Annotated in this window: 8 protein-coding genes; 1 reads left to right on the plus strand and 7 read right to left on the minus strand. The window is 75.6% G+C overall.

Translation table 11 applies throughout. From position 1 onward, the window contains the following. Positions 1-3: 3 nt before the first annotated feature. The 7 genes from ADL22_RS00970 to ADL22_RS01000 form a co-directional block, all read right to left on the minus strand. Complete coding sequence (locus tag ADL22_RS00970) at positions 4-1020, minus strand: 3-oxoacyl-ACP synthase III family protein (RefSeq protein WP_066972672.1); 1017 nt, start codon at positions 1018-1020, stop codon at positions 4-6. 75 nt (positions 1021-1095) lie between these two features. Then, the gene (locus tag ADL22_RS00975; protein WP_079063754.1) at positions 1096-2574 is read right to left on the minus strand and encodes a M28 family peptidase; all 1479 of its coding nucleotides are present in this window, start codon (positions 2572-2574) and stop codon (positions 1096-1098) included. Between the two features lie 61 nt (positions 2575-2635). Next, a complete protein-coding gene (locus ADL22_RS00980; RefSeq protein ID WP_066972675.1) occupies positions 2636-7996 on the minus strand; it encodes a condensation domain-containing protein in 5361 nt (1786 codons plus the stop codon). A gap of 16 nt (positions 7997-8012) precedes the next feature. After that, positions 8013-9254 carry an MFS transporter gene (locus tag ADL22_RS00985; protein WP_066972678.1) on the minus strand — a complete coding sequence of 414 codons (1242 nt, stop codon included), beginning with the start codon at positions 9252-9254 and terminating at the stop codon, positions 8013-8015. Then, positions 9251-10009: a thioesterase II family protein gene (locus ADL22_RS00990; protein WP_066972681.1), complete on the minus strand. Its 759-nt coding sequence runs from the start codon at positions 10007-10009 to the stop codon at positions 9251-9253. The genes ADL22_RS00985 and ADL22_RS00990 overlap by 4 nt, the downstream gene beginning before the upstream one ends. Before the next feature lie 58 nt (positions 10010-10067). Next, a complete protein-coding gene (locus tag ADL22_RS00995; RefSeq protein WP_066972682.1) occupies positions 10068-11309 on the minus strand; it encodes a cytochrome P450 in 1242 nt (413 codons plus the stop codon). Continuing rightward, on the minus strand, positions 11306-13039 hold the full coding sequence (locus ADL22_RS01000) for a non-ribosomal peptide synthetase (RefSeq protein WP_066972684.1): 1734 nt from the start codon (positions 13037-13039) through the stop codon (positions 11306-11308). The genes ADL22_RS00995 and ADL22_RS01000 overlap by 4 nt, the downstream gene beginning before the upstream one ends. 210 nt (positions 13040-13249) lie before the next feature. On the opposite strand from ADL22_RS01000, the gene ADL22_RS34415 reads away from it, so the two are divergent. After that, positions 13250-13468: a hypothetical protein gene (locus ADL22_RS34415; protein WP_066972687.1), complete on the plus strand. Its 219-nt coding sequence runs from the start codon at positions 13250-13252 to the stop codon at positions 13466-13468. The last annotated feature ends 2 nt before the right edge of the window (positions 13469-13470 follow it).

Genomic DNA, 13470 nt, shown 5'->3' on the forward strand with positions numbered 1-13470 from the left:
GGGTCAGATGCGCAGCAGCGTGCAGGTCCAGTGCATGCCGGTGCCCATGCTCAGGAGGGCCACGGTGTCGCCCTCGACGAGTTCGCCGGCCGCCGACAGCCGTTCCAGGCTGAGGAGTTGGTCGGCCGGTCCGAAGTGGCCCATGGTCAGGGCGACTTCGGCGTTGGTGGCCTCCAGCGGAATGCCCAGCTCCTTGGCCAGGTCGCGGAAGGCGCCGATGTTGTCGTGCAGGTACAGCACCCGCTCCAGCGCGCCGGGGGTCAGCCCGGCCCGGGCGCAGGCTCGCTCCAGCACCTCGCGGTTGCGGGCGTGCATCAGGGTCATGAAGTCGTACGTGGCCCGGCCGTCGCCCGCGAAGAAGGTGTCCATCCGCTCGATCAGCGGGGCGATGGCGGCCGGTTCGGGGGCGTCGGCGCGGAACGGGCGGGCCGCGCCGCCGGTCTCCATCCGCATGAAGTCGGCGTACCGGCCGTCGCTGATCGTCTCGGTGGCGAGCCAGACGCCGGAGCCGTGGCCGCGGCGCAGTACCGCGGCGGCGGCGCCGTCCGAGGAGAGCGAGGTGCCGGTGGCGGTGCGGTCCCAGTACGCCTCGGTGATGCGGTTGGCGGCGACGAGCAGGGCCGTGTCGTGGTCGGGGTGGGTGGCCAGGCGTCCGGCGACGGTGTCGAAGGCGGTGACGCCGCCGCCGCACGCCTGGGCGATCAGGATGGCTTCCGCGCCGGTGGCGCCGAGGCGTCCTTGCAGGGCGGCGGCCGCGTCCCAGTACAGGTACTCGGGGACGTCCGGCAGCGCCAGGACAAGCAGGTCGAGGTCGGCCGCGGCCACCCCGGCCCGGCGCAGCGCGGATTCGGCGGCTCGCAGCGCCAGGTCGGTCAGGCCCTCGCCGTCGTCGGCGCGGTGCAGCCGCCGGTAGCCGAGCCCGGCCAGCTTGCGCGGGTCCGCGCCGTACCGCTCGGCGGCCTCCGCCACCGTGACGGGGCGGCCCAGCGCGTGTCCTTGGGCCACGATCCCGAATGGCATTCCGTGTCCTTCCCGGGGAGCCGGGGGCGGGGGTGCGCCCCCGGCTCGTGTGCGGTGTACGGGGCTCGGGTGCGGCTAGTTCGCCGCGGGCCCGATGTCGGAGGTGTCGACGGCGAACCGGCCGACGGCCCAGGCCATGGCGCGTGCGTTCTGGTCGAGGATGGTCTTGTTGACCCCGCTCAGGACGTCGCACGCCTGGTGGTAGCAGGGGTCGAGCATCTGGCCGGCGGTGCCGCCGAACAGGTCGGCCCACTCCTGGGACTTGACGGTGTCGGCGCCCGCGTTGACGCCGCCGGCCGGGATGCCCGCGTTGATGAACGCCGAGTGGTCGGAGCGCCCGTCGAGGATCAGGCCGGCGGTGGGCAGCTTCTGCTTGGCGAAGTAGCCGTTGACGAGGTCGCTGATCCGCGTGGACCCGGCGGGCGCCGGTCCGGCCGCGGTCTGGCCGTTGTAGACCAGGCGGGCGAAGTTGGGCGAGGCGATCATCTCCAGGTTGAGGTAGAGCGCGGTGTGCGCCTTCTCCTCGGCGGTGAGCTGGTCGACGTAGAACTGCGAGCCGGCCAGGCCCTTCTCCTCGGCGGCCCACCAGGCGAACCGCACCCGGTTCTTCAGCTCCGGGCGGTGCTTGGCGAGCTGGACGGCGGTCTCCAGGACGGCGGCGGCGGCCGCGCCGTTGTCGTTGGCGCCGGAGGTGGTGTCGACGGTGTCGAGGTGGGCGCCCATGACGACGGTGCGGTCCGCGCTGCCGGTCGGGGTGTCGGCGAGCAGGTTGTACGTCTTGGTCATGGTGTTGTTGCCGCGCAGGTCCAGGTCGAGGGTGACCGGGCCGTGCGCGGCGTCGGCGCGCAGCGCCTCGGACTCGGCCCGGGACAGGGTCGCGGTGGGGATGCGCGCGTCGCTCGGCGGGACCATGCGGTAGCGCAGGTTCAGGTCCGCGTTGGGCGAGTTGACGTTCATCAGCATCGCGGCGGCGCCGAGCTGGGAGAGGACCAGCTGCTTCTGGGTGATGAAGCAGTCGGTGCCGGCGTCGACGAGGACGATCTTGCCCTTGACGTCCTGGCCCGCGTAGTCGTCGGCGGTGCAGCCGGTGCTCTTGCCGGCCGGCTGGGCCAGGTCGGCCTTCAGGCCGCCATCGGGCGTGGAGACCGAGAAGCGGGCGATGACCGGGTGCAGATCGCGGGCGGTGGGGGCGGTCACCGAGCCCTTCTCGGACAGGATGTCGTAGTCGAGGAACTCGAACGGCTGCTTCTTGACCTGGTAGCCGGCCCGGGTGAGGACCCGGGTGAGGTAGTCGGCGGAGGCGTCGTAGCCGGCGGTGCCGGAGACGCGGGTACCGCCGTGGTCGAGGGTGGCCTGCTGGAGGGCCTGCAGACGCTCGTAGGTGTGGGCGCCGGTGACCTCGCGGGACATCGCCTGGGCCAGGATGTCGGCGGGCGTGCCGGTGGTCTCGGCGCCGGCCGGGGCCGAGGCGGCCAGCGGAAGGAGGACGGCGCCCGCCGCCAGGGCGGCCAGCGTCCGCAGACGGGACGGTGTACGCCGGGATCTCGCGTTCATGTGCTGTGGGCTCCTCGCTGCGTGCGGTGCACGGATCGGTTCGGGTGGTGGCCCGGGGGCGTCAGGTCCCCGGGTGGTCGGTGAGGGCGGTGGCGTAGGCGTCGGCGAGCCGGCCGACGCGTCCGGCGTCGAAGAGTTCGCCGCTGTAGCGCCACAGGACGGTCAGCCGGTCGCCGTCGACGCTGGGGTAGACCTCCAGCGGGCAGGGCCGCTCCATATCGGCCGGGCGGTCCCGGCCGACGCGTTCGGTGTCCACGTCGCGCAGCACCCCGTCGCTGGCCCGGAAGGCGGGCGCGCCCCAGAAGGAGAACAGCACCCCCGGCACCGGGATGTCGGCGAGCGCCCGGCGCACCCCGGGGTCGGGGTGGTGGTGGCGCAGCACCTCGAAGTCGAAGCCGCTGCGGGGCACCGCGCGCAGTTCGGCGGCGACGTGGGCGCGGTGCGCGGCGCGGTCGCGGCGGCCGGGCAGGGCCAGCGCGAACGGGTAGGTGGTGTTGAAGTAGCCGACCGTGCGGCCCAGGTCGAGGTCGTCGAAGAGGTCCTCGCGGCCGTGGGCGACGAGCTGCACGGCGACCTCGCCGCCGCGCACGCCCAGCCATTCCTGGAACGCGCCGCCGAGCCCGCTGAGCAGCACCTCGTAGAGGGTGTGGCCGCCGGTGGCGGGCAGCGGGTGGTGGGTGGTCAGCTCGCGGGTGTTGCCCTCGGTGCCGCGCGGCCCCTCGGGCACGGTGGCGCGCTGGGCGTCCTCGCCCCAGGCCCGGTCGAGCCAGTAGCCGCCGTCGAGGGCGTCGGGGCGGGTGCGGGCCCAGTGGCCGAGCCGGTCCGCCCACTGGAAGCAGGACGGCCCGGGGGCGCCCAGCGCGCGGTCGTCGCCGTCGCGCAGCAGCGCGTCCAGCTCTTCGGTGAGGACGTTCCACGAGTACAGGTCGACGGCAAGGTGGTGGACGACGAGCAGCAGCCGGTCGGCCCGCCCGTCCGGCAGCCGGACCAGCGCGGCCCGGGTCACCGGCCCCGCGTACAGGTCCAGCGCCTCGTGCAGCGCGCCGGCCCGTTCGTCCAGCGCGGCGAGCGCCTGCTCGGCGGTCAGCGCGCGCAGGTCGAACTCCACCACGTCCGGTGCCTCCGGCGCGGCGTACTGCCGCAGGACGCCGTCCTCCTCCGTCAGCCGGGTGCGCAGCGCGGGGTGGCGGGCGGCGAGCGCGGCGAGCGCCCGGCGGGCCTCGTCCAGGGTGACCGGGCGGCCGAGGCCGTAGCTGACGCCGTGGTTCCAGTGGTCGGGGCGCTTGGCGCCCCGGGCGAGGAACTCCCGCTGCGGCGGGGTGAGTTCGGCGGGCCCCTCGGCGCCGACCGGGTCGGGTACGGGCTCGGCGCCGGAGACCTCGGGCGGTCCGTCGGCGACGGGGGGCTCGGCGGCGGCCACGGCTTCGATCGTGCGGCCGTCCAGGATGGCGCGCGGGCGCACCGGGTGGCCGAGCCGCCCCGCCTGGGACGCGATGGCGATGGCGATCAGCGAGTCGCCGCCCAGGTCGAAGAAGTCGTCGGTGACGCCGACCGCCTCCCGCTTGAGGTGCCGGGCCCACAACTCGGCCAGTACGCCTTCGAGTTCGGTGCGCGGCGCGACCCGCGCGGGCCGCTCGGCGCACAGCGCGGCGGTCCGGGCGGCCGGGCCCTGCTCGGCGAGCCGGCCGAGCAGCGCGCGGTAGTCGTCGAGCCAGCCGCGCACACGGTCGCCCGCCGGGCCGCCGGGCGCGTACTGGGCGGTGGCCCGCAGCCGCGCCCCGTACTCCAGGACGGACAGCTGGACGGGGAAGGTGGCGGCGCCCTGGCCGACGTCGAGGAGTTCGACGCCGGGGCCGCCGGCGGCGAGCGCCCGCAGCGGTTCGACATCGCCGTTGAAGCCGAACATGGTGGCGGCCAGGGGGCGTGCGGACCCGGGGCGGGCCAGGCGCCGGAGGCGGTCGGTGGGCAGGCCCTGGTGGGCGAGGGTGGTCAGGGACGCCTCGCGCACGGCGGCGAGCAGCGCGGCGAACGGCTCGTCGGGGCGCACCTGGACGCGGACGACGAGCGTGGTGGCGTAGTTGCCGACGACCGGCTCATCGGCGGCGGTCCGCCCGGCCGCCGGGACGGCCACGGTGATATCGCGCTCCCCCGTGATCCGCCATTGCAGCGCGACCCAGGCGGCGAGCAGCACCATGTGCGGGGTGCACCGCTCGGCGGTCGCCAACTCCCGTATGCGCTCGGCCAGTTGGTCGTCGAGCGGCAGCTCGGCACGGCCGCCGGTCCCGGCCGGGCCGGGCAGCTCGGTCTGCGGCGCGCCCGCGAGATAGCGGGACCAGAACGCGGCCAGCTCCTCCCCCTTGGGCGAGTCCAGCAGCGCCCGCTGCTCGCCGACGTGATCAAGGAAGGTCCGGGTCCCGGTCGTCTCGCCGGACGTACCGGCCAGGTCCGCGAAGAGGATCCGCCACGACCAGCCGTCCACGAACAGGTGGTGGTGGGTGAGCATCAGCACGTCCCGCTCCGCGTCGGCGAACCGCACCCGGATCAGCTGGTGGCGGGCCGGCAGCTGCGCGTACGGGTCGAGCGGCCTGGCCACCTCGTCCCGCAGCCGGGCGAGCAGCGCCCCCTGCCCGTCGTCGGCGGTGTGCGCGGTGAGGTCCCAGTCGAGCCGTTCCAGCGGGATCTGCGCCCGCTCCGGCGGTACGACGTGCTGGCGCGGCCCGTCGTCGGTGTCGCGCAGGTGGGCGCGGAGCATCGGGTGCCGGCGCACCAGCGCGGCGAGCCGGGCGGCGAGGTCGCCGGGGTCGGCCGGGCGGTCGAGCAGGAAGGCGGCGGGCACGTTGTAGGCGCCGCTGTCGGGGTCGAGCCGGTCGGCGGCCCAGATGGCGGTCTGCTCGCCGGAGAGCGGGCCGCTGTCCGGCGCGGCGGGTTCCTCCGAGACGGCGACCGTCAACTCCGGTTCCTGCGGCGCCAGTTCGGCCACATGCGCGGCGAGGGCGGCCAGGCTCGGCAGGTCGAAGAGGTCCAGGACCTCGATCCCGGTGCCGTAGCGCTCGTTGAGGCGGGCCACCAGCTGGGTGCCGTTGAGCGAGTTGCCGCCCGCGTCGAAGAAGTCGTCGTCCGGGGCGAGCCCGGGCTCCTTCAGGACGTCGCGGGCGAGGGCGAGGACGGTCTCCTCGATACCGAGTTCCGCTTCCGCGACGTCGCGTTCCGGTACGGGTGCGGGTTCAGGGTCAGCGGCGGGCGCGGTCTCCGCCGTACGCGGCCAGCAGTGCTCCTCGGCCAGGGCCGGCACCGGGAGTTCGACGCGGCGGCGCGGGGCCCGGCCGAGCGCGGCGCGCCAGTCGAGGTCGCGGCCCCGCTCGTAGGCCAGGCACAGGGCGGCCGCCGGCGAGTCGGCCACCGCCACCGCCGCCGCGCGCCCGGCGAGCAGCGCCGACAGCGCGCTGCCCGGCGCGAGGTCGAGGACGAGCGGGTGGCCGCCCCGGGACGCGAGCGCCGCGTCGAGCGCCGCGGTGTCGGGCGGCGCCACCGCCGGGCCCGGCTCGGCCAGCGCGTCCAGCTCGGCCGCGAGGGACGCCCCGCCGGCCACCCGTACGGCGGCCTTGCCGAGGCCGTGCGCGAGCACCAGGTCCGGGACGAGTCCGGCCGCGGTCTGCACGGCCCGCGCGCCGACCAGCGCCACCAGGGCGCGCTGTGCGGCGTTCCCCTCGCCGGGGGCCAGGTGCGCCTCGGCGGCGGTGAGCACGTCCGCGAACGCGGGGTGGGCGTCGGCCTGTTCGCGCAGCTCGGCCGGGTCGGCGTCGGCCAGGTCGCCGACCGCGAGCACCAGCGGCCCGGCCGGCGGCAGCTGCGCGGGCTCGCCCCGGCCGTGCAGCGCCGCGTCGAGCCGGTCCAGCAGCTCGGCAGCGTCGCGCACCGCCACCGCGTACCGGTGCGCGAAGTGCTCGCGGCCCACGGTCAGTGTCTCGCTCGCGGCGGGCAGGTCGAAGCCGTCGAGGTCGGCGGCCACCACATCGCGCAGGGCCCGCAGCTGATCGCGCAGACCCTGCCCGGTGGGCGCGGACAGCACCACGGGCCGCCGCGACAGGGGCCGCTCCGCCGCGGGCCCGTCCCCGGCGCGGTCCGGGGCGCCGGGGCCCTGCTCGATGACCATGTGCGCGTTGGTGCCGCTCAGCCCGAAGCTGCTGAGGCCCGCGATCCGGGGGCCGCGCGGCGCGGGCCACGGCTCGGCGCGGTCGGCGATCCGCAGCGGGGTGCCGTCCAGGGCGAGCAGGTCGGAGGGGGCGGTGAAGTGGGCGGTGGGGAAGATCTCCCCGGCCCGGAACTGCGCGAGGACGCGGACGAGTCCGGCGAACGACGCCATGCAGCCCAGGTGCCCGAGGTTGCCCTTGACCGAGGACACCGGCCGGACACCGGTGAAGTCCGGTCCGAACGCGGCGGCCAGGCCCTGGATCTCGATCGGGTCGCCGATCCGGGTGCCGGTGCCGTGCGCCTCGACGTAGCCGATGTCGGCGGGGGCCACCTCGGCGTCCCGCCACGCCGCGGCGACCACCTCGCCTTGCGCGGCCGGGCTGGGCGCGGTCAGTCCGGTGCTGCGTCCGGCGTCCTGGTTGACGGCGCTGCCGCGGAGCACGGCGTGCACGGTGTCGCCGTCGCGCAGCGCGTCGGCGAGCCGCTTGACCAGGACGAACCCGCCGCCCTCGCCGTGCGTGGTGCCGTCCGCGGCGGTGTCGAAGGGGCGGCAGTGGCCGGTCCCGGAGAGCACGCCGAGCCCGTCGTCCGCGGTGTCGGCGTGCCGCGGCACCGGGCCGAGCACCAGCTCGTAGCCGCCGACGAGCGCGAGGTCGCTCTCGCCCCTGGCCAGCTTCCAGCGCGCCTCGTGCAGCGCCACCAGGAAGGAGGAGCAGGAGGTGTCGATGACCTGGGCGGGGCCGCGCAGGTCGAGGTGGTAGGAGATCCGTCCGGCGGCGTAGGCGTGCAGGCTGCCGGTGGTGGCGGGGCCGGCCCGGCGCTCCTCGGGCGGCAGGAGGTTGAACAGGCTGGGGTGCGGCGCGCCGTAACCGCCCACCAGGACGGCCGTGTCGGTGCCCGCCAGTTCACCCGGCGCGTAGCCGGCGGCGCCGATGGCGCGCACCGCGAGCCGCAGCATGCGCCGCTGGCGGGGGTCGATGAGCTGGGCCTCGGCGCGGGACAGGCCGAAGTAGCGGTGGTCGAAGCCGGTGATGTCCTCGATCCAGCCGCCGGTCCGGTCCTCGGGGGTGGGCGTGAGGCCGGTGCGCTCGGCGCGGTGCGCGGGCATCGGCCGCATGGTGTGGCCGCCGCCGCGCAGCAGCGCGGTCAGCGCGGCCCAGTCGGCGGCCTGGGGGAACTCGAACGCGACGCCGATCACGGCGAGGTGTGCGGGGTTGGCGGGGTGGGCCATGGGGGTGCCTGCCTCTTCAGCGAGGGTTGACGTCTTGAGGGGCGCGGCCGGTGATCGCCCGGGCGTCCGGCAGGGCGAGCACGCCGAGGTTGGCGACGAGCACCAGCACCGCGGCGGTCAGCAGCGGCGGCGCCTCGCCGGTCCAGGCCGCGATCGGCGCCGCGACGGCCAGGCCGAGCGGCCGGGCGGCGAACGACAGCAGCGCGTCGTAGGAGTCTGCGCGGGCCAGCGCGTCGGCCGGGAAGTGGCGTTGCACGGTGGTCTGCCACACCGTGTTGAGCACACCGATACCGGCCATGGCGATGCCGTACGCCACCGCGTCGGTCCAGGTCGGCCAGCGCACGGCGAAGGTGATCAGCGGCAGCGCGAACAGGGCACCGCACACCGAGGTCAGGACGAGTGGCCGCGGCACGCGCAGCCGGGGCGCGGTGACCGCGCCGAGCAGCATGCCGGCCATACCCGCCTGGTAGACCACCACCCAGGCGAACTCGCCGCCGAGCCGGTCCACGGCGATCAGCGGGCCCAGCGTCATCAGGACACCGGCGGCGAGGTTGGACACGCCGTGCCCGATGAGGTTGGACCAGAACCACGGGCGGCCGCGCACTTCCTGCCAGCCGTCGGCGAGCTGCCGGAAGAAGCTGCCGCGCGTATCGCGGCCGGGCGCGGTGGCGGGCAGTCCGCCCAGGGTGACGGCGGCGCAGCCGAACACCGCGGCGGTGGCGAGGAACGCCCAGCCCGCGCCGACCGCGACGACCAGCACACCGGCGACCCCGGGCCCGGCGACCAGGGCGATCCCGCGGGCCACCCCGAGGTGGCTGTTGGCCCGCAGTCTGGCCTCCGGCGGCACGGTGGCGGCGACCAGCGGCGACATCGTGGGCGTGCCGAAGGCGATGGCGGCGCCGGTGACCGCGGACAGCGCCGCGAGGTCGAGGACGCGTACCGAACCGAGCAGCAGCTCGGCGCCGATGGCGAGTTGGGCCAGGCCCCGGACCAGGTCGGCGAGGAAGGCGACCCGCTGGGCGGGGAACCGGTCGGCGGCGACCCCGCCGAGCGGCAGCAGGACCAGCTGCGGCACCAGTTCGGCGGCGAGCACCAGGCCGAGGTCGGTGGCGCTGCCGGTGGCCTTGATGACGGCGAGGGTGAGGGCGGTCGGTACGAGGGCGGTGGCCAGGAACGACAGGGACCGCCCGAGGAGCAGCCGCGGGAAGCCGGGGATCCGCAGGACGCGTACGGGGGCCTGGCCCGTCAGCTCGGTCACGGGCGGGCCGCCAGCGCGCCGCCCAGGGCGTCGAGGAGTGCGCCGGGCGCGGACAGGAAGGCGTAGTGCCCGCCGGGCAGCACCGGGAAGGTGACGTCGTCGGCGTAGTCCCGCCAGCCCTTGAGCTGGTCCTGGGTGACCTCCGGGTCGCCGTCCCAGTGCAGGACGCCGATCGGGAAGGGTACGGGGGCGGGGGCGTCCCGGCGGTAGACGCGGTTGGCGCCGAGGTCCTCCTTGAGGACGGCGAGCGCGAGGTCCAGCAGCTGGGGGTGGGCCAGGCCGCCGCGCAGCAGCGTCAACTCCTCCAGTTCCGCGCGGAGTTGGGCGTCGTCCATGGTGAGGAAGCGGTCGTGCGGGCAGTGGTGCGGGGCGACCTGCGCGGAGACGAAGACCCGTGCCGGCAGCGGCAGTCCGCGCTCGGCGAGCAGCCGCGCCGTCTCGAAGGCGGGCAGCGCGCCCGCGCAGTGCCCGAAGAAGGCGAACGGCCGGTCCAGGTGCGGGGCGAGCGCGTCGGCGAGCTGCTCGGCGAGGGCTTCGTAGGTGCCGTAGTGCGGTTCGCGCAGCCGGCCCTCGCGGCCGGGCAGCTGCACCGGGCACACCTCGATCGCGTCGCCGGGCCCGAACCGTCTGGGCCAGGCGTTGAACATGGACGCGCCGACGCCCGAGTAGGGGAAGCAGAAGACCCGGGCGGCGGCGTCGGCGGCGGGTTTTCTCAGCAGCCAGCGGGAGGCGGGCAGGGCGGTGCCGGCGGACATGGGTGATCCGTCTCGCAATCTGGTGGAGGGACGGGTGGGGCGGCGCGGCGCGGCGGGGTCAGCGCGGCGCGGTCACGACGGGCAGCTGGGTGAGCCCGGCGATGAACACCGACCGCAGATGGCGGGCGGGCCCGGCGGTCTCGACCGACCGGAAGAGGCGGAAGAACTCCTCGAACAGGATCCGGAAGGTGAGCCGGGCGAGCGGGGCGCCCAGGCAGTAGTGCGGTCCGTAGCCGAAGGCGATGTGCCGGTTGTCCTCGCGCAGCACGTCGAAGCGGTACGGGTCGGTGAAGACCCGCTCGTCGCGGTTGGCCGAGCCGATCCAGACCGCGACCGCGTCACCGGCGGCGACCCGGCCCCCGGCCAGTTCGGTGTCCGTGACGGCGTAGCGCAGGAAGCTGCTGGCGGGCGAGGTCCAGCGCAGGCCCTCCTCCACCAGGGTGGGGACGACCGCGGCGGGGTCGCCGGCCGCCTTGCGCAGCTGGTCCGGGTGCTCGCTCAGGGCGAGCAGGGTGCCGGAGACGGTGTGCGGGGTGGTGGCGTTGGCGCCCAGCAGGATGCTGTAGCAGTTGTAGATGACCTCTTCGTCGGTGAGCGGGGCGTCGCCCGCGGTCATGCTCATCAGATGCCCGATGAGGTCCGCGGCCGGTTCCGCTCCCCGGCGTTCGCGCACCCGCGCGGCGAAGTAGTCGAAGGTCTGGTGGTGGGCGACGGCGAGGGTGGCGGCGCCGCTGCCGACGCTGAACTCCGCGTCGTCGGGCGCGGCGGCCATCGCCGTCCAGCGCACCAGGTCGTCCCAGTCCTTCTCCGGTACGCCCAGCAGGGCGCCGGCGACGGTCATGGGCAGCCGGTAGGCGCGCCGGGCCACGTCCCAGACGCCGCCGCCGAGCGCGGGGGCGAGGAAGTCGGCGACCGCCTGCCGGATCCGGTCCTCCCAGTCGGCGAGGGCCTTGGCGGTGAGCCTGCGGTTGAGCGGGCGGCGCAGCTGGCCGTGGCGCGGCGGGTCGGTGGAGACCAGCATCTTGCCGGACGAGACGTCGTCGTGGCCGAGCTGGGTGAGGACCGAACCGCGTTCGGAGGTGAACTCCCGGTGGTCGCCGAGCACCCGGCACACGTCGTCGTAGCGGGTCACCGACCAGAACTTCCGCCCGTCGGGCAGCACTTGGAGGTGGAGCGGGGCGTGTGCCCGCAGCTGCGCCCAGACGGCGTGCGGGTCGCCGCTGGCGTGGAACTCCGGGTCGAACAGGTCGGCGGCGGCCGGGTCGGCGGCGGCGGGGGCGGGGGCGGCGGTGATCCTCACCGGGCGCCTCCGGCCTGGACGACGGCGGCGGCGAGCCCGGCCGGGGTGGGGGCGAGGTAGAAGGTGACCGGCGAGATCTGCACGCCGTACTCGCGCTCCAGGTCGGTGGTGATCCGCACCCCGACCAGCGAGTGGCCGCCGAGCTCGAAGAAGTCGTCGTCGGCGCCGATCCCGTCGATGCCGAGGTGGTCGCTCCACAGCTGGGCGACGGCGGCCTCGATACCGGGCGCCGGGGCGCGGTACGCGGCGTTCAGCTCGGGCCGGGCCGGTGAGCGGTCGGCGGCCAGGGCGGCCCGGTCGACCTTGCCGTTGGCGGTCAGCGGCAGCGCCTCCACGACCCGGATGTGCGACGGGACGGCGTACGAGGGCAGCACCTCGCCCAGTTCGCGGCGCACGGTCAGGGTGGCGGGCCGGGCGCCGCCGCGCCCGGTGACGAAGGCCACCAGGTGCTTGCCGCCGTCCGGTCCGGGCTGGGCGACGACGGCGGCCCCGTCGATGTCGCCGCGGGCGGCGAGCGCGGCCTCGATCTCGCCGGGCTCGATCCGGAAGCCCCGGATCTTGACCTGGCGGTCGGCGCGCCCGTGGTAGTCGAGGACGCCGTCGGCGCGGCGGCTCACCAGGTCGCCGGTGCGGTACATCCGGGCGCCGGGCCGGTCGTCGAACGGGTCGGGCAGGAAGGCGCGGGCGGTCTCCTCGGGGTTGCCGAGGTAGTCCAGGGCGAGGCCGTCGCCGGTGGCGTACAGCTCGCCGACCTCGCCGTCCGGCACGGGCCGCAGCCCGGCGTCGAGGACGCGTACGCCGGTGCCGCGGATCGGGCGGCCGATGGGCACGGGGCCCTCGACCGGCGCGGTGACCGTGTGGCAGCAGGTGAAGGTGGTGTTCTCGGTGGGCCCGTAGCCGTTGACGAGGGTGAGGCCGGGCAGCGCGGCGAGCGCCTGGTTGACGTGCGGCGGCGACAGCACGTCCCCGCCGGCCAGCAGCACCCGTACGCCGCCGAGGTCGTCCAGGCCGTACTCCACGACCTGCTGGAAGAGTCCGGCGGTGAGCCAGAGCACGGTGATCCCGGCGTGGCTGATGTGCTTGGTCAGCTCTCCGATGGCCAGCTCCCGCTCGGGCGCCACGTCGAGGCGGGCCCCGTTGAGCAGCGGCCCCCAGATCTCCAGCGTCGAGGCGTCGAAGGCGACCGGCGCGTAGTGGAGCACCACGTCATCGGGCCCGAGGGTGAGGAAGTCGGCGCCCACGACCAGCCGGAGGACCGCCCGGTGCGGCACCCGCACGCCCTTGGGGACGCCGGTCGATCCGGAGGTGTAGGCGATGTAGGCGACGTCGTCGGGCCCGGTGGCGACGGGTTCGGGTGCCGGGCCCTCGGGTATCGCGTCGAGGTCGTCGCGGGTCAGGACGGCGGCGGCGCCGCTGTCGGCCAGGATCAGCCGCCGGCGCTCGGCCGGATAGCGTCGTTCCAGGGCCAGGTAGGCGGCCCCGGCCTTGAGGATGCCGAGGAGGGCGACGACGGTCGCGGCGCGGCGGTCCGCGTCGAGCGCCACCACGTCACCGGGTGCGACCCCCCGGTCCTGCAACTGCCGGGCCAGGTGGTCCGAGCGGCGGTCGAGCTCCCGGTAGGTCAGCTCGGCGTCCTCGCCCCGCACGGCGATCCGCTCGGGTGAGCTGCGGACCTGCCGCGCGAAGTGCGCCGCGATCGAGGGGGGTTCCGTGCCGTACTGCGAGTCCAAGGTCGGCCTCCAGGTACTGGTCGGGCGCGGCCACCGGTTTTCGGTCACCGCCGCGGCTCATCATGGGGACGGCCCCTACCGACACGCTTTCGGCCACCCATAGGCCGGGGGTAGTGCGGTGATAGCGAAGCGATAGCGCGGCTGCCTAGCATCGCCCCACCGAGCGAACGAGTACCCGGCCGAACCAACGGCCACGGAAAGCGAGCAGACGTGCGGAAGATCCTCACCCTCGCGGCGACCTCCCTGGTCGCGGCGGCCGTCCTCCCGGTGGCCCTGTGCGGGCCGGCCGCCGCGGACACGCCCTGGCCTTCTCCCACCGGGAGCGTGAGCGGGGCGGCCCAGCTGGACACGCCGTGGCCCGGGGTCGGCACCGGCACCGGCGCCGGCACGCCCGCCGCCGCGGACGACACGCCGTGGCCGGTGCCCTGACC

It is taken from the genome of Streptomyces sp. NRRL F-4489 (assembly GCF_001509485.1).
Classification (GTDB): domain Bacteria; phylum Actinomycetota; class Actinomycetes; order Streptomycetales; family Streptomycetaceae; genus Streptomyces.

Bases quoted from the DNA above. Each gene is read 5' to 3' on its own strand.
- ADL22_RS00970 (WP_066972672.1), bottom strand. From the start codon at position 1,020: ATGCCATTCGGGATCGTGGCCCAAGGACACGCGCTGGGCCGCCCCGTC.
- ADL22_RS00975 (WP_079063754.1), bottom strand. From the start codon at position 2,574: ATGAACGCGAGATCCCGGCGTACACCGTCCCGTCTGCGGACGCTGGCC.
- ADL22_RS00980 (WP_066972675.1), bottom strand. From the start codon at position 7,996: ATGGCCCACCCCGCCAACCCCGCACACCTCGCCGTGATCGGCGTCGCG.
- ADL22_RS00990 (WP_066972681.1), bottom strand. From the start codon at position 10,009: ATGTCCGCCGGCACCGCCCTGCCCGCCTCCCGCTGGCTGCTGAGAAAA.